The organism is Patulibacter sp. NPDC049589 (assembly GCF_040675535.1).
GTDB lineage: Bacteria > Actinomycetota > Thermoleophilia > Solirubrobacterales > Solirubrobacteraceae > Patulibacter.
Map to the genome: position 1 here is coordinate 1 of NZ_JBFAPC010000115.1, position 18,226 is coordinate 18,226.

Below are 18,226 nucleotides of genomic sequence, written 5' to 3' on the forward strand. Positions count from 1 at the left end.
CCGGGGGGGGGCGGGGGGGGCCGGGCCCCGGGGGCCCCCCCGCCCCCCCCCCACGCGCGGCCGCGACGACGCCCACGACGTGCGCCGTCCCGGGAGCCCCCGGTGGCGGTAGCCGTCGTCGTCGCCGGTGGCGCCGGCACCCGCCTGGGGCACCACCTGCCCAAGGCGCTGGTCCCGCTGCTCGGCCGCCCGCTCGTGGCGTGGTCGCTCGAGGTCCTCGTCTCCGTCGCCCCGCTGCGGCGGATCGTGGTCGTCCTGCCCGCCGGCGAGGGGCTGCCGGACGACCCCGCGGACTGGGGGCTGCCCGCGGGCGCGTGGGACGGCCCCGACGGCCGCCGCGTGACGTCGGTCCCCGGCGGCGCGGAGCGCTCGCACTCGGTCCGCGCCGGGCTGCGGGCCGCGGGCGACGGCCCCCCGCAGGAGCCGGTGCTCGTCCACGACGGCGCCCGCCCGCTGGTCACCGCCCAGCTCGTGCGCGACTGCCTGCTGGGCGTCGCGTCGGGCGCGGACGCCGCGATCGCCGCGGCCGCGATGACCGACACCGTCAAGGAGTCGCGCGCCCCGCACGGCGCCGCGCCGGAGCCCGGCGACGCCGTCGGCCTGCCGCGCGTCGGCCGGACGATCGACCGCTCGCGGCTGTGGGCGATCCAGACGCCGCAGGTCTTCCGCCGCGACGCCCTGGCCGCCGCGATGGACCGGCCCGACGCCGAGCTGGCGACCGCCACGGACGACGCGTCGCTGGTCGAGGCCGCGGGCGGCGACGTCCGCCTCGTGCCCGCCCCGCGCCACAACCTGAAGGTCACCGTGCCGGAGGACCTCCACCTCGCCGGGCTGCTGTTGGCCGCGCAGCGCCCACCGGGCGTGGCGTAGGCCGATGTCGCCGGACGAGCCGCGGATTCGCTGGACCGCGATGTCCAGCGCGCTCGGGCTGGTCCCCGGGCTGCTCATCGCCGGCTTCGCCGTGGGAGCCCTCCGGGCGAGCTGGCTCGGGATACCGGTGCCGTCGCTTCTCGGGACGATGGCCGTCACCGATGCCGCGTACGAGGCGGCGCGAGCGTGCCTGGTCGCCGTCGTGATCCTGCCCGTGATCGTCATCGCGCGCGAGCTGCCGGCAGGCAGGGCCACGGCTCGCCCCGGACGTGCGATCGACGTGCTCACCGCGTTCGGGGTGGGCCTCTCGGGCGCGCAGCTCGGCGGGTCGGCCCCTTGGGCCGACGGTGGGACGACGACCCTCGGATTCGTCGTATCCGTCGCCGCCTGGGCGGTCTTTGTGTCGTTGGCCTTCTGGGGTTTCCGCAATCGTCGCGGTGTCGAGGGCCCCGGTGTTCGAAGAGCCGCGATCGGACTGTGCGGCAGCGCGGCGGCCACATCTGGCGTGTACGCGGCGGTCAGAGGTGCCGATGGAACGATGATCTTCATCGGAGCACTTGTCGTGGTCATCGTTGCGATCGCGTCAGCGTTTACTCACGTGTTCGTGGTGCGGGGCTTCGGCGAGGCCGTTCTGTCCGACAAGCGAGTGTCCTGTCGAGTCCTCGTCGCGCTCCGCCGTCCTCGCTTTCGTCGCCGTTGCGCCACCCGCTTGCTCGGATTCGGGAGACGACGGGACGAGAGGGTCAGCGGAATCGCACGGCGCGGCTGGGGGACTGCGAGTCAGAAGGTCGTGAACTGCTGGACTCGGTGTGGCCCGGACGGTGACCTCAGGCTGCTGACCAAGTGGTTCGGGTCCCTCCTCCTGGTGCTCGTCGGGGCCGCCATGGCCTTCTTTCCGTTGGCTCCGGTCGCGGTACTGCTCGGCCCCGGTGTGGCGATCGCGATGCGGGGGGTGTCGCGTCGGGCGGCGGACAACGAGCCGCGGTGGACCAGCCTCGGTGTCTGGCTTCGGCCGTCTTCCGTGCTCCTGGCCGTCGCCGTCGCGACCCCGCTCGCGGCCGCCCCGATCTCATATTCGTCGACGTGGGACCTCTGGACGATCTCCAAGCCAAGCGCCGTGGTGCGCGCTGGAATGCCTCGGTGCCTGGCGCACAGCGACGCGCTTCTTCTGATCGGCTCGTCGAAAGACCGGCCGAGAGCTGTCGGGCTGCGGTTCTCCGTGTACGGCTCGGCTGGGGGAGGACCGGCGTTCGACGTCGACCAGGACTGTCCGCCCGCTGACGTCGACGTCAGCGCGGGCGGGAATCCCGTTCCGAACGCTCGTATTCATCTGTCCTCGGCACCCTCCTTCGGCTCCGCGTTCGTCGGGCTCCTCTCGGGCAAGGTCGTCGGTATCCCGACACCAGGGTCCCCGTTCCTGGAATGGCGCTGATCACGCCTTCCCGCGGTGCGAAAGAATCCCGCCCCGTGCTGAGCGATCTCCACGTGCACCTTCGTCCGGACGCCCACCCGTCGACGCCCGAGCAGTACTTCACGGCGAAGAACGGCGAGGCCTACCGGCGCGCGGCGACGGCTCGGGGCGTGACGGAGCTCGGCGCGTCGGAGCACATCCACCGGTTCGAGCAGGCGCTCGACGTCTGGGACCACCCGTTCTGGAGATTCTCGGCGCGCGACGACCTCGACGCCTACTGCCAGTTCGTCCGCGAGGAGACCGACCTCAAGCTCGGGATCGAGGCGGACTTCGTCCCCGGCCGCGAGAACCGCCTGGCGGAGCTGCTCGAGGCCCGCGACTGGGACTACGTGATCGGCTCGGTCCACTTCCTGCGCGACCGCGGGGTCGACGCCGAGTACTCGGAGACCGGCACCAACTGGGACGTCTGGGACGGCGCGCGGAGCGCCGACGACGTCTGGCAGCGGTACTTCGACACGCTCGCCGAGTGCGCGCGCAGCGGCCTCTACGACATCCTCGCCCACCCGGACCTCGTGAAGGTCTGGGGCCCCGCGCGCCCGACCCCCGAGCGGGACCCGCGCTTCTTCTACGAGCCCGCGATCGAGGCGATCGCCGAGAGCGGCATCGTCGTCGAGGTCTCGACCGCCGGACTGCGCAAGCCCGTCGGCGAGCTCTACCCCGCCAAGGCGTTCCTCGAGATGGTCGCCGACGCCGGCAACCCCGTCGCGCTCTCCAGCGACGCCCACACCCCCGACCACCTCGGCTACGGCTACGCGGAGGCCCTGGAGCTGCTGCACGAGGTCGGGATCACGGAGCTGACGACGTTCGACCGCCGCACGCCCCGGTCGATCCCGATCGAGGCGGCCGACCGCGAGGTCGCGCACCGGCACGGGAACACGCCCCCGCCGGCGATCGACCCGTCGACCGGCCGGCCGGGCTGATGGCGATCACGGACGTCCGGACGGGTCTGGGCTGGGACAGCCACCGGCTCGTGCCCGGCGGGGAGGGCGGGCGACCGCTGATCCTCGGCGGCGTGCGGATCGAGAGCGAGCTCGGCCTCGACGGCCACAGCGACGCGGACGTCCTGACCCACGCGGTCATCGACGCGCTCCTCGGCGCCGCCGCGATGGGCGACATCGGCGAGCACTTCCCCGACACCGACGAGCGCTGGCGCGGGGCCGACTCGATCGCGCTGCTGGAGCACGTCGCGGGCCTCGTCGCCGGCGCGGGCTGGACGACGACGTCGATCGACGCCACCGTCATCCTCGAGCGGCCGAAGCTCAAGCCGCACAAGGCGGAGATGGCGGCGCGGCTGGCCGCGGCCGCCGGGATCGACGTCGGCCGGGTGAACGTCAAGGCCACGACGGCCGAGCGGCTCGACGCCGTCGGCCGCGGCGAGGGCGCCGTCGCCCAGGCGGTCGCGACGATCGTCCGCGCTTCGTGAGCGCGTCCGCGCCGCCGTCGGACCCGCAACCCGCAGGTCCCCCGCCGCCCGCCCTCCGCGACGGGGCCGCGGCACGGGACGGCTCCGCCGGGCCGCCCCGCGGATACGATGCAGCCCGCATGGGCGCTTCTGCACGCACGCCCGTGATCATCGGCGCCGTCACCATCCTGGTGCTGGCCCTGCTCTCCCTCCTGGCGCCGTCGACGGCGACCTACGATCCGTGGGCCTGGATCATCTGGGGGCGCGAGGTGGTTCACGGCGACCTGAACACCATCTCCGGTCCGTCGTGGAAGCCCCTCCCCGTCGTCGTGACGTCGATCGCCGCGCTGTTCGGCGACATCGCCCCGGACATCTGGATCGTGGTGGCCCGCGCCGGCGCGCTGGCGGGCGTCGCGGCCGCGTTCCTGCTCGGGCGCCGGATCGCGGGCACGACCGCCGGCCTGCTCGGGGCCGCGCCGCTGCTCCTGGCCCCGTGGTTCTTCAAGCACGGCTGGTTCGCCAACAGCGAGGGCCTGCTCGTCATGTTCGTGCTCGGCGCCGTCCTGGCCGAGCTCGACCGGCGCCGCGGCGTCGCGATGGCGTGCTGGATCGCCGCCGCGCTGCTGCGCCCGGAGGCCTGGCCGTTCCTGCTGATCTACGCCGCCTGGGTCGCATGGCGATCGGACCTGCGCGGCCGGACCGCCGTCCTCGCCGCCCTCTGCGTCCTGCCCCCGGCGTGGCTCCTGCCCGAGAAGTGGGGCTCCGGGGACTACTGGCGCGCCTCGACGCGCGCCCAGAACCCGGACCCGGGCTCGGCGTCGCTGACCGCCCACCCGTGGTGGACGATCGTGCGGAACTTCTGGGACATGCTCCCGACGGTGACGTGGGTCGCGGTCGCCGCGGCGGTCGTGGTCGGCGCCGGGCTCGCCGTCGCCCGCCGCGGCCGCGCCACCCCCGCGACCGGGGCCGCCGCCGTCGACCCGGTGGACGGGGAGACCGCGTCCGCCGGGCCGGCCCCGAACGGTGCCGGCGCCCCGGCCACCGGGTCCGCCCCGGTGGCCGCCGCCGCGTCGCCCCGCGTGATCGGCCCGTGGGCCGTCGTGGCCGGCCTCGCGATCCTCGGCCTCGCCTGGCTCGCGCTCGTGGCGGTCATGACCGAGCGCGGGTACTCCGGCAACGAGCGCTACCTGATCCAGCCCGCCGCGCTGCTGATCGTGGCCGCGGCCGGCGCGGTCGGCCTCGTCCTGCGGTCCCTGCCGCGGCCCGCGCACGTCGCCCTGGCCGCCCTGGCCTTCGCGGGCATCGCCGTGACGGCGATCCAGCAGATGCCCGGCCAGGTCCGCCGCGAGGTCTACGAGGGCCGGCTGGTCGACGACCTCAACCGCGCGATCGACCGGGCCGGCGGGCCGGACCGCCTGAAGGCCTGCGGGCCGGTCGGCACCCTGAACATCATGGTGCCGCAGGTGGCCTGGGCCCTGGGCGAGCACGCGGTCGACATCCAGAACGCGACCGGCCCGGGCCCGAAGGTCGTCCTGCGCCTGAAGATCCGCAAGGACGCGCCGCTGAGCCCCGCCGTCACCCGGGTGCCCAGCATGCCCGAGCTCGTGCGCACCCCGTACTGGCAGATCGAGGCGGCGGACTGCGCCGCGGCCGGAGGATCGACGCGATGAGCACCACCGCCCCCGACGCCGGGACCCGCGACGCGCCGGTCGCCCCGGCGTCCCCCGGCGCGTCCCGCGCGCCGCTGCGCCTGGCCGCCTGGCTCGTCGGCCGCGGCGCGCCCGTCACGGTCCTCCTGCTGTTCCTCTGGTCCGCGTACCTGCGGACGCGCAACCTCGAGGCGCCGTTCTGGATCGACGAGGGCATCAGCGTCGGCGTCGCGCACTTCCCGTTCACCGAGATCCCCTCGGCGCTGCGGCTGGACGGCAACCCGCCGGTCTACTACCTGCTGCTCCACGTCTGGCTGCAGCTCTTCGGCGACTCGGTCGCCGCGGCGCACACCCTCTCGACGCTCTCGTCGCTCCTGACGGTTCCCGCGGCGTACCTGCTGACCACGCCGGCGCTCGGACGGAAGGTCGCCCTGGGGGCGACCGCCGTGGCCGCCACGCTGCCCTACCTGACGTACTTCGGGCAGGAGACCCGGATGTACTCGCTGGTGGCGCTCCTGTCGGTGCTCGTCGCCGGGCTCCACCTGCGGCTCTTCGACGAGCGCGCCCGCCGCGTGCAGGTCGGGCTGGCGGTCGTCCTGATCGTCCTGCTCTACACGCACACCTGGGGCGTCTTCCTCGTCGGCGGCAGCGTCCTGGCCGTCGGCACGCGCGCGCTGCTGCAGCCGAGCCGGGCCGCCCGGATCCGCGTGATCCGGATCGGCTTCCTCGTCCACCTCGCCGCCGCGATCGCCTGGGCCCCGTGGATCCCGATCCTCGCCAAGCAGGCGCGCGAGACCGGGGCCCCGTGGTCGCTGCGACCGACCTTCGAGATGGCCGTCGAGGGCGCCGCGTCGATCGCCCAGCCGAGCGTCCCCGCCGCGATCTTCCTCTGCGCCGGGATCTTCGGCGCGAGCGTGCTCGTCGGCGCGTTCCGCAAGCGCACGACGGGCCCGAACGTCGCCGGTCCCGAGGAGGCCGGCACGCTGCTGCACCACGCGATCGTCCTCGGCGTCATGTTCCTCACGACGCTGATCTTCGCGTGGGTCGCCTCGCTGATCAGCCCCGCCTGGGCGAGCCGCTACATGGGCGTCCTGATCGGCCCCGCGGTGCTGCTCGGCGGGATCCTCCTGACGCGCGCCGGGCGCGCGCCGCTCGTGGTGCTCCTCATCCTCCTCGTCGCCTGGGGGACGAGCACCCAGGGCACGCGCCTGAACAACAAGGCGACGCCCGAGGCGATGGTCAAGGCGACCGCGCCCGAGCTGAAGCCCGGCGACCTCGTCATCAGCGTCCATCCCGAGCAGCTGCCGGTGATCGCCTACGGGCTGCGCCACCACGGCGCCGCCCAGGGCCTGCGCTACGCGACGTCGATCGGCCGCCAGGAGGACGTCCGGCTGTTCGACTGGCGCCACGGCCTGGACCGGCTCCAGGCCGCCGAGCCGTGGGTCGTCGCCGACCGCCTGATCCGCGCCCAGAGGCCGGGATCCTCGATCCTGCTGGTCCTCCCCGTCATCTCGCGCGGCAACTGGACGGGCCCCTGGACCCGGCTCGTCGCCGACCGCACGCGGGCCTGGAAGGCGCTGCTCCAGGCCGACCCGCGACTCCGGATGGTGGGTAGGCGCCCGGTGATCGGACCGGGTGCGGGCGACTTTGGCGTACTCTTCACCGTTCGGCCGTGACCTTTCCCTGGGTTGCGGGTAGTGGTCTTTGACCATGCTGAACGCACCCCGACCCTAGGAGTCCCGATGCACGACGGCACCACATCGCCTTCGCACACCCCCACCGCGCCCGAGGGGCGCACCATGGTGATCGGCGGTGGCCCGGCCGGCCTGACGGCCGGCTACCTCCTCGCCAAGCGCGATGCTGACGTCGTCGTGTACGAGGCCGCGGACCAGGTCGGCGGCATCGCGATGACCGTCGTGCGCGACGGCTATCGCTTCGACCTCGGCGGCCACCGCTTCTTCACCAAGGTCCGCGAGGTCGAGGACCTCTGGTACGAGATCATGGGCGACGAGTTCCTCCGCCGCCCCCGGATGTCGCGCATCTTCTGGAACGGCAAGTTCCTGGACTACCCGCTCAACGGCATGGACGTCATCAAGAAGCTCGGCCCGGTCGAGCTGACGCGCTCCGGCCTGTCGTACCTCTGGGCGCTCGTCAAGAAGCCGTTCCGCCGCAAGCCCGAGGCCTCGCTCGAGGAGTGGGTCTCCGCCCGCTTCGGCAAGCGCCTGTACGAGCACTTCTTCAAGACCTACACCGAGAAGGTCTGGGGTCGCCCCGCGAGCGAGATGACGGCTGACTGGGCCGCCCAGCGCATCAAGGGCCTCTCCTTCATGACGGCGGCCAAGGACGCCTTCTTCCCCTCCAAGACCGGCGACATCAAGACGCTGATCACGGAGTTCGACTACCCCCGCTACGGCCCGGGGCAGATGTGGGAGAAGATGACCAACGCCATCGAGGAGCGCGGCGGCTCCATCGAGATGGAGTCCCCGATCGAGCGGATGAAGGTCGAGGGCGACCGCATCACCGAGATCACGGTGAACGGCGAGACGATCACCGACTTCGGCAACGTCGTCTCCTCGCTGCCGCTGCGCAACCTGCTGCGGATGACCGAGGGCGCCCCGGCCGAGGTCTTGGCCGCGGCCGAGGGCCTGCGCTACCGCGACTTCCTCACGGTCTCGCTGATCCTCGACGGCGAGGACCCCTTCCCGGACAACTGGATCTACATCCACGAGCCGGGCGTCATCGTCGGTCGCGTCCAGAACTTCCGCTCGTGGAGCCCCTGGATGGTCCCGGACGAGACCAAGGCCTGCGTCGGCATGGAGTACTTCTGCTTCGAGGGCGACGACCTCTGGACGTCGTCCGACGAGGAGCTCGTCGCGCTCGCCACGAAGGAGCTCCAGGAGATCGGGCTGTCGAAGCCCGGCCAGGTCGTCAAGGGCTACGTCGTGCGCGTCCCGAAGGCCTACCCGGACTACGTCGACGGCTACGCCGAGAACGTCCAGATCATCAAGCGCTGGGTCTCCTCGGTGGAGAACCTCCAGCAGGTCGGCCGCAACGGGCTGCACCGCTACAACAACTCCGACCACTCGATGCTCACGTCGATGCGCGCGGTCGACAACCTCTACGGCGAGCAGCACGACCTCTGGGAGGTCAACGCCGAGGACGAGTACCTCGAGGAGGGCGAGACGAAGCAGTCTCCCTACCCGTACCAGGCGGGCAAGACCCCGTCGGGCGAGGTCGGCCTGCACGACGACGTCGCCATCAAGACCGGCGAGGGCGTCTCCGGCAAGTAGTCCGGCGACGGGCGCCGGCTCCGCAGCCGGCGCCGCGCCGAGGTCCTCGACGGCCGCCTTCCGGGGCGGCCGTCGTCGTTCCCCGACCCGTCGCCGGCGGCCGGGCCGGGGAGCGCCACGGCGGACGGGCCCGGACCCGCGGAGCCCTGTCGCTCCCCGGGTACCGCGGATGTGGGCACGGCCGGGGGCGGATACCCTGGGCGGTCGTGCGCACGATCAGGATCCACGACACCGCCCGCGGGGAGCTCCAGGAGCTCCGCCCGCGCGTGCCCGGCGCGGTCGGCATCTACGCGTGCGGCCCGACCGTCTACAACCGGATCCACGTCGGCAACGCCCGCCCGTTCGTCGTCTTCGCGCTGCTGAAGCGCTTCCTCGTCCGCGAGGGCTACGACGTCACGCTCGTGGCCAACCTCACGGACGTCAACGACAAGATCTACGCCGCGGCCGTGCGGCAGGGGATCCCGTCCACCGCGCTGGCCGAGGAGATGGGCGCCCACTACCGGGCGGACACCGACCGGCTGGAGCTCGGCCGCCCGGACCTCGAGCCGCTGGCGACGACCTCGATGCCCGGGATCATCGCCCTGATCGAGGACCTCGTCGCCCGCGACGCGGCCTACGAGGCCGAGGGTGACGTCTACTTCCGCGTCCGCGCCGACGCGCGCTACGGCTCGCTGTCGCGCCGCGACGTCGACCAGATGGACCAGGGGGAGGGCGACGATCCGGTCGGGCTGCAACGCAAGCAGGACCCGCTGGACTTCGCCCTCTGGAAGGCCACGAAGCCCGGCGAGGACACCGCCTGGGACAGCCCGTGGGGCCGCGGCCGGCCCGGCTGGCACATCGAGTGCTCCGCGATGGCGGAGGAGGCGCTCGGCGTCGGCTTCGAGATCCACGGCGGCGGCAACGACCTCGTCTTCCCGCACCACGAGAACGAGGCCGCGCAGACGCGCTGCGCCCGCGACCACGAGCTCGCGCAGGTCTGGATGCACACGGGCATGATCGAGCTGCGTGGCGCGAAGATGTCGAAGTCGGTGGGCAACATCACGCCGCTGGCCGAGGCGATCGACGAGGTGGGCCGCGACGCCCTCGTGCTGCTCTTCGCGTCGGCGCACTACCGCCAGCCGCTGAACTGGGCCGACGACTCGATCGAGCAGGCCCGGGCCGGCGTGCGCCGCCTGCGCGAGGCCGGCCGCGTCCTGCGGCCCGGCGACTCGCCCGCGGACCTGCAGCCCGAGCACGACGCCTTCTTCGACGCCCTGGCCGACGACTTCAACACCGCGCGGGCCCTGGGCCACCTCTGGACCTGGGTGCGCGAGGCCAACCGCCGGGCGGCGTCCGGCGACGACGTCGGCGACGCCCAGCTGCGCGCCATGCTCGGCGTCCTCGGGCTCGAGCGCCTGCTGGACGCGGCCGACGGCGACGACGGCCCCGGCGACGCCGCGCTCGCGCTCCTGCGCGAGCGCGACGAGGCCCGGGCGGCGAAGGACTGGGCGCGCGCGGACGAGATCCGCGACGCTCTGGCGGCGGACGGCTGGACCGTCCGCGACGGCGCCTCGGGCGCCGAACTGATTCCGATGGAGGACTGACCCATGGCACCGAAGCCGAAGGGCGGCGGGGGATCCCGCGGCGACCGGCCGGCCGGCAAGGGGTCGGGCGCCGAGTCGCGCGACGCCCGCCGCGCCGCCAACCTGAAGGGCGGAAAGGCCGCGCGTGACGCGCGCCGGGCCGAGGCCGGCAAGAAGGGCAACAAGCCGCCGGCCCCCGGCGCGCCCGATCCGCGGGGGGATGGCTACTGGGGCGACCAGCGCGGTCCCGACTACTGGAAGGCCCGCAAGGCCGGGAAGATCCCGTCGCCGTCCGCGGTGGCGCGGGGCGACGCGCCCGCGCCGGCCAAGCGCCGCGGCCCGGGCGGCAAGCCCGGCGGGCGTCCGCCGAAGGGCGGCCCGGGTGGCCGTCCGGCGCCGGACGACCGCGGCCCGCGCCGCGACGACCGGCCCGGAGCCCAGGCGCCGCCGCTGCCCCGCGACATGCCGCTCGAGGGCCAGCTGCTCTACGGCCGCAACGCGGTCCACGAGACGCTCCGCGCCGAGCGCCGGACGGTCCGCGCGATCTGGGCGACGACCGCGACGGCGAGCGCCGAGGAGTGGCTCGAGGGCGAGGACGTCCGGCTCGCCGAGACGGACGCGCTGACGGCCCTGGCCGGTTCGCCGGACCACCAGGGCGTCGTCGCCGCGGTCGACCCGTACCCGTACGTCGAGCTCTCCGAGCTGCTCGCCGTCCCGTCCCCGCTGATCGTCGCCCTCGACGAGGTGCAGGACCCGCAGAACCTCGGCGCGATCGCGCGGACCGCGGAGTGCGTCGGGGCCACCGGGATGATCATCTGCCGCCATCGGGCGGCCGAGGTGACCCCGGCTGCCGTGAAGGCCTCCGCGGGCGCCACGGAGCACCTCAAGGTGGTCCAGGCGCGCAACCTGGCCGACGCGCTGGCCGAGGCCAAGGCCGGCGGCGCGTGGGTCTACGGCGCGGCGGGCCGCGAGGCCGGCGCCATCGGCTACACGCAGCCCGACTACACGGGCGGCATGGTGCTCGTGATGGGGGCCGAGGGGACGGGCCTCAGGCCTCGAGTCGCCTCGACCTGCGACGCCCTCGTCGCGCTGCCCCTTCGCGGGCGTCTCGACAGCCTCAACGTGGGGGCCGCGAGCGCCGCCCTCCTGTACGCGATCTTGCAACAGCGCGATCGGGTTGACACGGGGACATAACTTCTGTCACAGTCACCGCGTCGTGACCGTCGACCTCAGGTCTAGACCGGGCCCTCGGGGAAGCCGATCACGACGAGGACAGCAGGACCAAGTCAGCTCTTAGCGCCGTGGGAGGCGCGCGTTACGAGGCTTCAAGACCGCGTGGAGGCGGTCGGAAAGGCATCTCGTGGCACATCTCAAGACCAGCCCTAACGCTCAACGTCAGGTTGAGGATGGGTTTCTCATCGCCCGTGCGAAGCGCGGCGACGAGGAAGCAACGACCCGCTTGATCAAGCGGTACCAGGGATTCGTCCGGATGAAGGCGAGTTCCTTCTTCCTGAGCGGCGGCGACCGCGACGACCTCATCCAGTACGGGCTCATGGGCCTGTACGAGGCGATCCGCGATTTCCGGACGGACCGGGAGTCGAGCTTCCGCAACTTCGCGGAGCTCTGCATCACCCGCCGGATGATCACGGCGATCAAGGCGGACAACCGCCACAAGGCCAAGCTGCTCAACGACGCGGTGTCGTTGTCGTCGCCGCCCCCAGGCGCGTCCGAGGGGGAGTCGACGATGCACGACGTCATCGCCGGCCCGCAGAAGCACGACCCGGCTCGCCTCGCGGTGGACCGCGACGAGCTGCGCGCGCTGGTCTCCTCCGTCCCGGAGTTGCTCTCGGACCTCGAGTCGCGGGTGCTCGCGCTGTACCTGCGCGGCCGCTCGTACGAGGAGATCGCCGAGCGCCTCGGCTCCGACACCAAGCGGGTGGACAACGCCCTCCAGCGCGTCAAGCGCAAGATCGGCGACTTCCTCCGCGAGCGCGAGCGCGTGCCGCTCCGCGTCGTCGCCTAGCGGGGGCGCGCGGCGCTCGCATCGAGCGTTGACGCGCCACGTCATGGCGCGCGCCGTCTACCATGCGCGCCATGCCGGCTGCGCTGTCCACCGCCCTCCTCGACCCGACCGGCCACGTGCCACTGGCCGTGTCGGTGGTGGGGGTGGTGCTCCTGATCGTCGTCGTGGTGATCGGCCTGCTCGCCCTCACGGGCTGGGTGGCCGGTCGCCGGCGCGACGACTCGCAGCGCGCGCTGACCGACGAGCGCATCCGCGCCGCCAACTCGGCCCTCGCCGCCGCGCACGCCGCGGACGAGGGCTGGGACCCGGCGGTGCTCCGCTCGGCGGCCCTGGAGGCCGCCCGCTCGCTCGGCATCAGCGACCCCTCGGCCGTCGGCCTGAGCCTCGTCTCCGTCGACGACCAGCCGGGCGTCGCGAACGACCGCGCGACGTTCACCGTCGCCGACGGCGAGCGCACCCACGAGATCGTCCTGGGCCGCGCCGCGGACGGCGCCTGGACCGCGGTCTGAGCCGCCGCCCGCCCGGCGCTCCCCTCGCCGGCGCACCCCCGGCTCCACCGTCCGGGAAGCGGCGTGCGCTGGCAACGGGCGCCCGGGACGGTGCCCCGGGCGGACGCCGCTACGCGCCGGAGCCGGGGCGGCCGATCAGCCCCTCGGCGACCTCGCCCGTCTGGACCGACCAGAGCGCGGCGTAGCGGCCGCCGAGCGCGACGAGCTCCTCGTGCGTGCCGGCCTCGGCCACCCGGCCGGCGTCCATCACGTGGATCCGGTCCGCCTGGCGGATCGTCGACAGGCGGTGCGCGATCACGATCGTCGTGCGGTCGCGCGCGACCCGCAGCAGCGAGCGCTGGATCGCGGCCTCGGTCTCGTTGTCGACGGCGCTGGTCGCCTCGTCGAGGACGAGGATCGCCGGGTCCCGGACGAGCGCCCGGGCGATCGTCAGCCGCTGGCGCTGGCCGCCGGAGAGCTTGATGCCGCGCTCGCCGACGGGCGTGTCGTAGCCGTGGGGGAGGGCGCTGACGAAGTCGTCGGCCTCGGCGAGCTCGGCGGCCCGGCGCAGCTGGTCGAGGTCGGCGTCCGGCGCGCCGTAGCGGAGGTTGTCCGCCACGGTGCCGTCGAACAGGAAGGTGTCCTGCCCGACGTACCCGACGGCCCCGCGCAGGGCCGGGAAGGAGAGCTCGTCCGCCGGGATCCCGCCGACCTCGAGCGCCCCGGAGTCGGGGTCGTAGAGCCGGAGCAGGAGCTTGACGACCGTCGACTTGCCGGCGCCGGTCGCGCCGACGATCGCGTGGGTCTCCCCGGCGGGCACGTCGAGGTCGAGGCCCTTGAGCACCGGGATGCGGTCGGCGTCGTCGGTCGGGGCGTCCGGCCGGGCGCCGTACGAGAAGCGGACGTCCGAGAAGCGCACCGGCAGCGGCGTCACGCCCTCGGTCGCCGGGAGCTCCCGGGTGCCGGGGCGGATGCTGATCGGCGTGTCCAGGAGGTCGAGGATCCGGCGGATCGACGCGACGCCGCGCTGGTACAGGTCGAGGGTCTCGCCGAGCTCCGTCAGCGGCCACAGCAGGCGCTGGGTCATGAACACGAGGACGGAGTAGAGCCCGATCTCGAGCGACCCGTCCAGCGCGGCGCGGCCGCCGAGGACGAGCGTGAGGATGAAGCCGACGAGGATCGCCATCCGGATCAGCGGGACGAAGGCGGCGCTGTAGGCGATCGCGCGCCGGTTCGCGGCGGCGTAGTCGGCGGACGCCGTCGCGACGCGGGCCGCCTCGCGCTCCTCGGCGCCGAAGGCCTTGATCGTCGCGATGCCGCCGAGGTTGCCGCCGATCAGGCCGCCGAGCCGGCCGGCGTGGTCGCGGACGGCTTCGTACCGCGGCCCGAGCCGCCGCTGGAACAGCAGGGAGCCCGCGATGATCACCGGGATCGGCAGGAACGCCGTGAGCGCGAGGATGGGCGAGATCACGACGAAGACCGCGCCGACCGCGACGACGTTGGTGGCGGTCAGGATGATCTTGCTGGCCCCGACGTCGAGGAACCGCTCGAGCTGGTTGACGTCGTCGTTGAGGACGGTCAGCAGCCGGCCGGACTCGCGGTCCTCGAACCAGGCGGTGTCGAGGTCCTGCACGTGCCGGTAGGCGTCGAGTCGCAGGTCGTGCTGGAGGTCCTGGGACAGCCCGCGCCACAGGCGGTCGGCGACGTAGTCGCTCGTGGACTCCAGGATCCACGCGACGGCGGTGATCCCCCCGAGGATCAGCAGCTGGTCCTCGCGGTCCGTCACGTCGAAGATCCGTCCGACGAAGGACTCGTCCTTGCGCACCACGACGTCGATCGCGACGCCGATCAGGAGCTCGGGCGCGATGTCGAACAGCTTGTTGAGGACCGTCGAGACCACCGCGGTGACGATCCGTGGTCGGAACGCGGTCGAGCGACGCCAGAGCCGGCGCAGCGGGTGGACGGCCTCCGCGGGCTCGTCGGGCACCGGTGCCGTCGCGGGGGCGGGGGACTGGTCGCCGGCCATGGCCCCAGGGTAGGCGAGCGGGCCCGATCTCCGACCCCCGGGGTAGGAGTGGACGGACGTCGGGCGCGCGGCCGGGGCCCCCGGGGCCGGACGGACGTCCTGGCCCTTGCGCCGGGCGCCCGGGTCGCCCACCCTCTGCGGGGTGTGGCGTCCCGGACCCGTCCGTCCATCCCGCAGGACCCGGTGGGTCCTGGTGATCCTCGTCCTGCTCGCGGTCGCGGGCGGAGCGGCCGCCGTGCTCACCATGGGCGGGGACGACGGCGCCGACCGCCGCGCCGCGATCCGGGGCGCCGAGGCCGTGGTCCGGGCGGCCGCCCTCCCGCCCGCGGAGCGCGGCGACGAGCTCTGCGACCTGCTCACGGACGACTCGCGGGAGCGGCTCGTCGAGCTCGTCGCCCTCGGCACCGACGAGCCGCGGCGGCAGGGGTGCGCGGCGGCCGTCGCCTACGTCGCCTGGCGCCTGCGACCGATCACCGCCGGCCGGGACGTCCCCGCCGCCGACTGGGACGTCGACGTCGAGGGCGACGCGGCGACGATCCGCCGCGGGGACACCGGCGTCCTCCGGCTCGAGCGCACGGACGACGTCTGGCGGGCCGATCTGGCGGCGGACCCGGTGTGGGCCCACCGTGCCCGGGTCGCCGAGGCGTGCACCCGGGCGGGCCGCACGCTCGCGCTGCAGCCGCTGCCGTCGCCGACCCCGTCCGGCGTCCGCCGCGCGCTCGGTCTGCGCGCGCGAGCGCTGGAGATCCTCGCCCGGCGGGTCGCCCGCGACCGGCCGCCGGCGGTCCTGGCCGCGTCCGACCGGCGCCTCGTCCGCGCCGTCCGCGGCAGCGCGCGGCGGCTCCGGGCCGGCGCTCGGCGAGCGGGGACGGGCCTGTCCGGCGCGCTGCGCACGCTGCCGATCCGCGGCGGCGACCGCACCGAGCTCGTGTCGCAGCTGCCGGTGCCCGTCGCCCGGATCCTCCGGAAGGCCGTGGGGTCCTGCTACATCGGCACGACCGCCGTGGCGGACGCCCGCGGGGCACGCCGCATCGCCGGCCGTTGCGAGCGGACCGCGGCGGAGCTCGGGCGCCTGATCCCGGTCCGCTCCGCCGCCGCGGCCGCGACGTACTTCGCGGCCGTGGCCCGCAACCTCGACCGGGTGCGCCGGGGCGTCGCGCAGCTGACGCCCGCGCCCGGCCAGGAGCGGATCGCGCGGGCCCTCCGCGGGCAGATCCGCGCCCTCGTGAGCGGCACCCGCGGGCTGGTGGCCGACATCCGCAGCGGGCGGGGGTTCCCGCTCGTGCGGCTCGACCGGCTCGAGCTGCGGGCCGACGTCGTCGACATCGGGGTCGGGCAGCTCGGGGTCCTCTGCACCGGGGACTTCGGGGACCGGGCCGCGCCGATCGGCAGCCTGGCCTGAACCGGGCCCGGTCCCGCACCGCCGGGCCGGCGCTCGTCCCGGGTGCGGGCGCCGCGGGCGACCGGCCCGCCACGCGATCCGGCCGGCCGGCGGTACGATGGCGGCTCGCCCGCGTAGCTCAGTTGGCCAGAGCAGCGCTCTTGTAAAGCGAAGGTCGTCAGTTCGAATCTGACCGTGGGCTTGCGGTCGCGGAGAGCGCCGGTGCGCCACCCTCCGAGGGTCGGCCCGCGCGGACTGCTGTAACCACGGGCCCCGCACGGGGTCTTGCAGTACAGATGGATCGCGAGTCACCTGCCCCCGAGGACCGTCCCGCCGAGCAGCTCCTGCCGGTGGTGCGGTCGCTGCCCGTCAAGGCCGAGCGGCCGGACCTGGACCGCGACCAGCGGCTCGCGCTCCACGCGCGGGTGGACAAGGGCGTCAACCCGCTCGTGTACTGGACCGTCCGGGCGTTCTTCCAGCCGTTCTTCCACGTGTACTTCCGCCTGGCGCGGATCGGCCGCGAGCACGTGCCGGCCACCGGTCCCGTGATCTTCGCGGCCAACCACCGCAGCTTCCTGGACCCCTTCGTGATCGGCGCGATGAGCCGCCGGCCGCTGTACTTCGTCGCGAAGAAGGAGCTCTTCCGCAAGCCGCTGCAGCGCTGGTTCCTCAACAGCCTCGGCGCCTTTCCGATCGACCGGGGCAACGCGGACGGCGACGCCATGAGCACCGCCCGCGCGGTGCTCGAGCGCGGCGACTGCGTCGTGATCTTCCCCGAGGGCACCCGCACCCGCCCCGGCGGCCTCGGCCGCCCGAAGCGCGGCGTCGGCCGCCTGGCGCTGGAGACCGGCGCCCCGGTCGTGCCGATCGCCGTCCACGGCACCACCCACATCCGCACCAAGTGGCGGATCCGCCCGCACAAGGTCGTCGTCCGCGCCGGACGCCCGCTGACCTTCCCGCACGTCGAGCAGCCCACGGGCGAGCTCGCCAACGCGGTGACGGCCCGGATCTGGCCGTGCGTCGAGCTCGGCTGGAACAGCCTCGGCGGGCACACCACGGAGCGGGGCATCGGGGTGGACCCCGCGCACCTGCGGCCCGAGCTCGCCCCCGAGGGCCTGCAGCCCGCCCTCGCCCTCCCGGCGGTCGCCGGCGAGGCCCTCGACCGGAAGGCCCGCTCGGCCGGCGCCTGAGGACGACGCGAGGCGCGGAGCGCTGCCGCCGCCCTACCGGCGGTAAGGTGCTCCCGTGGACAAGGCCGAGCTCGACGACCGGTTCTCCGAGCTCTACCGGGACCACCTCCGCGACGTCTACTCGTTCGCCTATTACCGGGTCGGCAACCACCACGACGCGGAGGACCTCACCGAGCAGACGTTCCTGCAGGCGTACCGGCACTTCGAGCGTGCGCTCCGCGAATCGGACGGGCGGCCCCTGCGGCCCTGGCTGATCCGCATCGCCCACAACCTCGCCGCCAACCTCTTCCGGGACCGGTCACGGCGCCCGCAGACCTCGATCGACGACGACGAGTCGACGACGATCCTGCGGGCGACGCACACGACCGAGGACCTCGTGGAGGAGCGCGACGAGCTGGGCCGCATCCTCGCCGCCGTGCAGCACCTGCCGGACGACCGCCGTGAGGCCCTGATCATGCGCTTCGCCCTCGGCATGGGCAACCGGGAGATCGCCCGCGCGATGGGGCGGTCGGACGGGGCCACGAAGGTCCTGCTCCACCGCTCGATCAAGCAGCTCGAGGGGATCGTCGCCGAGACGCCGACGCAGGGGCTGTCCTCGTGACCCGCTCCGCGCTCGACATCGAGACCCTGCTGCGCGAGGCGATGGCGCCCGTCGAGCCGCCCGAGCGCCTCGGCACGCGCGTCGAGACGACGCTCCGCAACCTCTCCGAGATGGCCGCGGACGAGCTCGAGTCCTGGGAGCTCGCCGCGATGAAGGACCCCCGCAACTGGGTCCGCCCGGCGGTCGCGGTCGCGGTCGGGGGCGTCGCCGGCACCGGCCTGGCGGCGCTGCGGTGGAAGCAGCGCAGCCGCACGGGCGGCGGTCGCGCCGGTG

The 18,226-nt window shown here is 74.1% G+C and carries 16 protein-coding genes and 1 tRNA gene; 16 read left to right on the forward strand and 1 reads right to left on the reverse strand.

Features of this window, described 5'->3' with window-relative positions; all coding sequences use genetic code 11:
• The first annotated feature begins 102 nt into the window (after window positions 1–102).
• The 11 genes from ispD to AB0L40_RS19095 all read left to right on the forward strand — a co-directional run bounded on the left by ispD (window position 103) and on the right by AB0L40_RS19095 (window position 12,776).
• Window positions 103–870 carry a 2-C-methyl-D-erythritol 4-phosphate cytidylyltransferase gene (gene ispD, locus AB0L40_RS19045; RefSeq protein ID WP_364358082.1) on the forward strand — a complete coding sequence of 256 codons (768 nt, stop codon included), beginning with the start codon at window positions 103–105 and terminating at the stop codon, window positions 868–870.
• A 4-nt stretch (window positions 871–874) separates the two neighbouring features.
• Window positions 875–2,302: a hypothetical protein gene (locus tag AB0L40_RS19050; protein WP_364358085.1), complete on the forward strand. Its 1,428-nt coding sequence runs from the start codon at window positions 875–877 to the stop codon at window positions 2,300–2,302.
• 35 nt (window positions 2,303–2,337) lie between these two features.
• Window positions 2,338–3,261: a histidinol-phosphatase gene (locus AB0L40_RS19055; RefSeq protein ID WP_364358088.1), complete on the forward strand. Its 924-nt coding sequence runs from the start codon at window positions 2,338–2,340 to the stop codon at window positions 3,259–3,261.
• Window positions 3,261–3,764: a 2-C-methyl-D-erythritol 2,4-cyclodiphosphate synthase gene (gene ispF / locus AB0L40_RS19060; protein WP_364358091.1), complete on the forward strand. Its 504-nt coding sequence runs from the start codon at window positions 3,261–3,263 to the stop codon at window positions 3,762–3,764. Before AB0L40_RS19055 ends, ispF begins: the two co-directional genes overlap by 1 nt.
• Window positions 3,765–3,883: 119 nt before the next feature.
• Window positions 3,884–5,413 (forward strand): hypothetical protein, encoded by a 1,530-nt coding sequence (locus tag AB0L40_RS19065; protein ID WP_364358094.1) that lies wholly within the window; start codon window positions 3,884–3,886, stop codon window positions 5,411–5,413.
• A complete protein-coding gene (locus AB0L40_RS19070) occupies window positions 5,410–7,068 on the forward strand; it encodes a glycosyltransferase family 39 protein (RefSeq protein ID WP_364358097.1) in 1,659 nt (552 codons plus the stop codon). Before AB0L40_RS19065 ends, AB0L40_RS19070 begins: the two co-directional genes overlap by 4 nt.
• 66 nt (window positions 7,069–7,134) lie before the next feature.
• Window positions 7,135–8,682: an NAD(P)/FAD-dependent oxidoreductase gene (locus AB0L40_RS19075; RefSeq protein ID WP_364358100.1), complete on the forward strand. Its 1,548-nt coding sequence runs from the start codon at window positions 7,135–7,137 to the stop codon at window positions 8,680–8,682.
• Window positions 8,683–8,888: 206 nt separating this feature from the next.
• Entirely contained in the window at window positions 8,889–10,265 is a 1,377-nt protein-coding gene (gene cysS, locus AB0L40_RS19080) for a cysteine--tRNA ligase (RefSeq protein ID WP_364358103.1), read from the forward strand.
• A 3-nt stretch (window positions 10,266–10,268) separates the two neighbouring features.
• Window positions 10,269–11,438 carry a 23S rRNA (guanosine(2251)-2'-O)-methyltransferase RlmB gene (gene rlmB / locus AB0L40_RS19085; protein ID WP_364358106.1) on the forward strand — a complete coding sequence of 390 codons (1,170 nt, stop codon included), beginning with the start codon at window positions 10,269–10,271 and terminating at the stop codon, window positions 11,436–11,438.
• Window positions 11,439–11,604: 166 nt separating this feature from the next.
• Entirely contained in the window at window positions 11,605–12,267 is a 663-nt protein-coding gene (sigH, locus tag AB0L40_RS19090) for an RNA polymerase sporulation sigma factor SigH (protein WP_364358109.1), read from the forward strand.
• Between the two features lie 71 nt (window positions 12,268–12,338).
• Window positions 12,339–12,776 (forward strand): hypothetical protein, encoded by a 438-nt coding sequence (locus AB0L40_RS19095; protein ID WP_364358112.1) that lies wholly within the window; start codon window positions 12,339–12,341, stop codon window positions 12,774–12,776.
• A gap of 109 nt (window positions 12,777–12,885) precedes the next feature.
• Here AB0L40_RS19095 and AB0L40_RS19100 read toward each other — a convergent pair whose 3' ends face one another.
• Entirely contained in the window at window positions 12,886–14,781 is a 1,896-nt protein-coding gene (locus AB0L40_RS19100) for an ABC transporter ATP-binding protein (RefSeq protein ID WP_364358115.1), read from the reverse strand.
• A gap of 193 nt (window positions 14,782–14,974) precedes the next feature.
• Here AB0L40_RS19100 and AB0L40_RS19105 point away from each other — a divergent pair, with 193 nt between their 5' ends.
• The 5 genes from AB0L40_RS19105 to AB0L40_RS19125 all read left to right on the forward strand — a co-directional run.
• Window positions 14,975–16,183, forward strand: a complete 1,209-nt coding sequence (locus tag AB0L40_RS19105; protein WP_364358118.1) for a hypothetical protein — start codon at window positions 14,975–14,977, stop codon at window positions 16,181–16,183.
• Between the two features lie 107 nt (window positions 16,184–16,290).
• Window positions 16,291–16,364 (forward strand) — tRNA-Thr (locus AB0L40_RS19110).
• Between the two features lie 94 nt (window positions 16,365–16,458).
• Complete coding sequence (locus AB0L40_RS19115; RefSeq protein ID WP_364358121.1) at window positions 16,459–17,352, forward strand: lysophospholipid acyltransferase family protein; 894 nt, start codon at window positions 16,459–16,461, stop codon at window positions 17,350–17,352.
• Between the two features lie 55 nt (window positions 17,353–17,407).
• The gene (locus tag AB0L40_RS19120) at window positions 17,408–17,953 is read left to right on the forward strand and encodes a sigma-70 family RNA polymerase sigma factor (RefSeq protein ID WP_364358124.1); all 546 of its coding nucleotides are present in this window, start codon (window positions 17,408–17,410) and stop codon (window positions 17,951–17,953) included.
• On the forward strand, window positions 17,950–18,226 hold a 277-nt coding region (locus AB0L40_RS19125; protein WP_364358127.1), incomplete at its 3' end, for a hypothetical protein. The genes AB0L40_RS19120 and AB0L40_RS19125, both read left to right, overlap by 4 nt.

Bases quoted from the DNA above. Each gene is read 5' to 3' on its own strand.
- AB0L40_RS19050 (WP_364358085.1), top strand. From the start codon at position 875: ATGTCGCCGGACGAGCCGCGGATTCGCTGGACCGCGATGTCCAGCGCG.
- AB0L40_RS19070 (WP_364358097.1), top strand. From the start codon at position 5,410: ATGAGCACCACCGCCCCCGACGCCGGGACCCGCGACGCGCCGGTCGCC.
- rlmB (WP_364358106.1), top strand. From the start codon at position 10,269: ATGGCACCGAAGCCGAAGGGCGGCGGGGGATCCCGCGGCGACCGGCCG.
- AB0L40_RS19100 (WP_364358115.1), bottom strand. From the start codon at position 14,781: ATGGCCGGCGACCAGTCCCCCGCCCCCGCGACGGCACCGGTGCCCGAC.
- AB0L40_RS19075 (WP_364358100.1), top strand. From the start codon at position 7,135: ATGCACGACGGCACCACATCGCCTTCGCACACCCCCACCGCGCCCGAG.
- AB0L40_RS19115 (WP_364358121.1), top strand. From the start codon at position 16,459: ATGGATCGCGAGTCACCTGCCCCCGAGGACCGTCCCGCCGAGCAGCTC.
- AB0L40_RS19065 (WP_364358094.1), top strand. From the start codon at position 3,884: ATGGGCGCTTCTGCACGCACGCCCGTGATCATCGGCGCCGTCACCATC.
- AB0L40_RS19095 (WP_364358112.1), top strand. From the start codon at position 12,339: ATGCCGGCTGCGCTGTCCACCGCCCTCCTCGACCCGACCGGCCACGTG.
- ispF (WP_364358091.1), top strand. From the start codon at position 3,261: ATGGCGATCACGGACGTCCGGACGGGTCTGGGCTGGGACAGCCACCGG.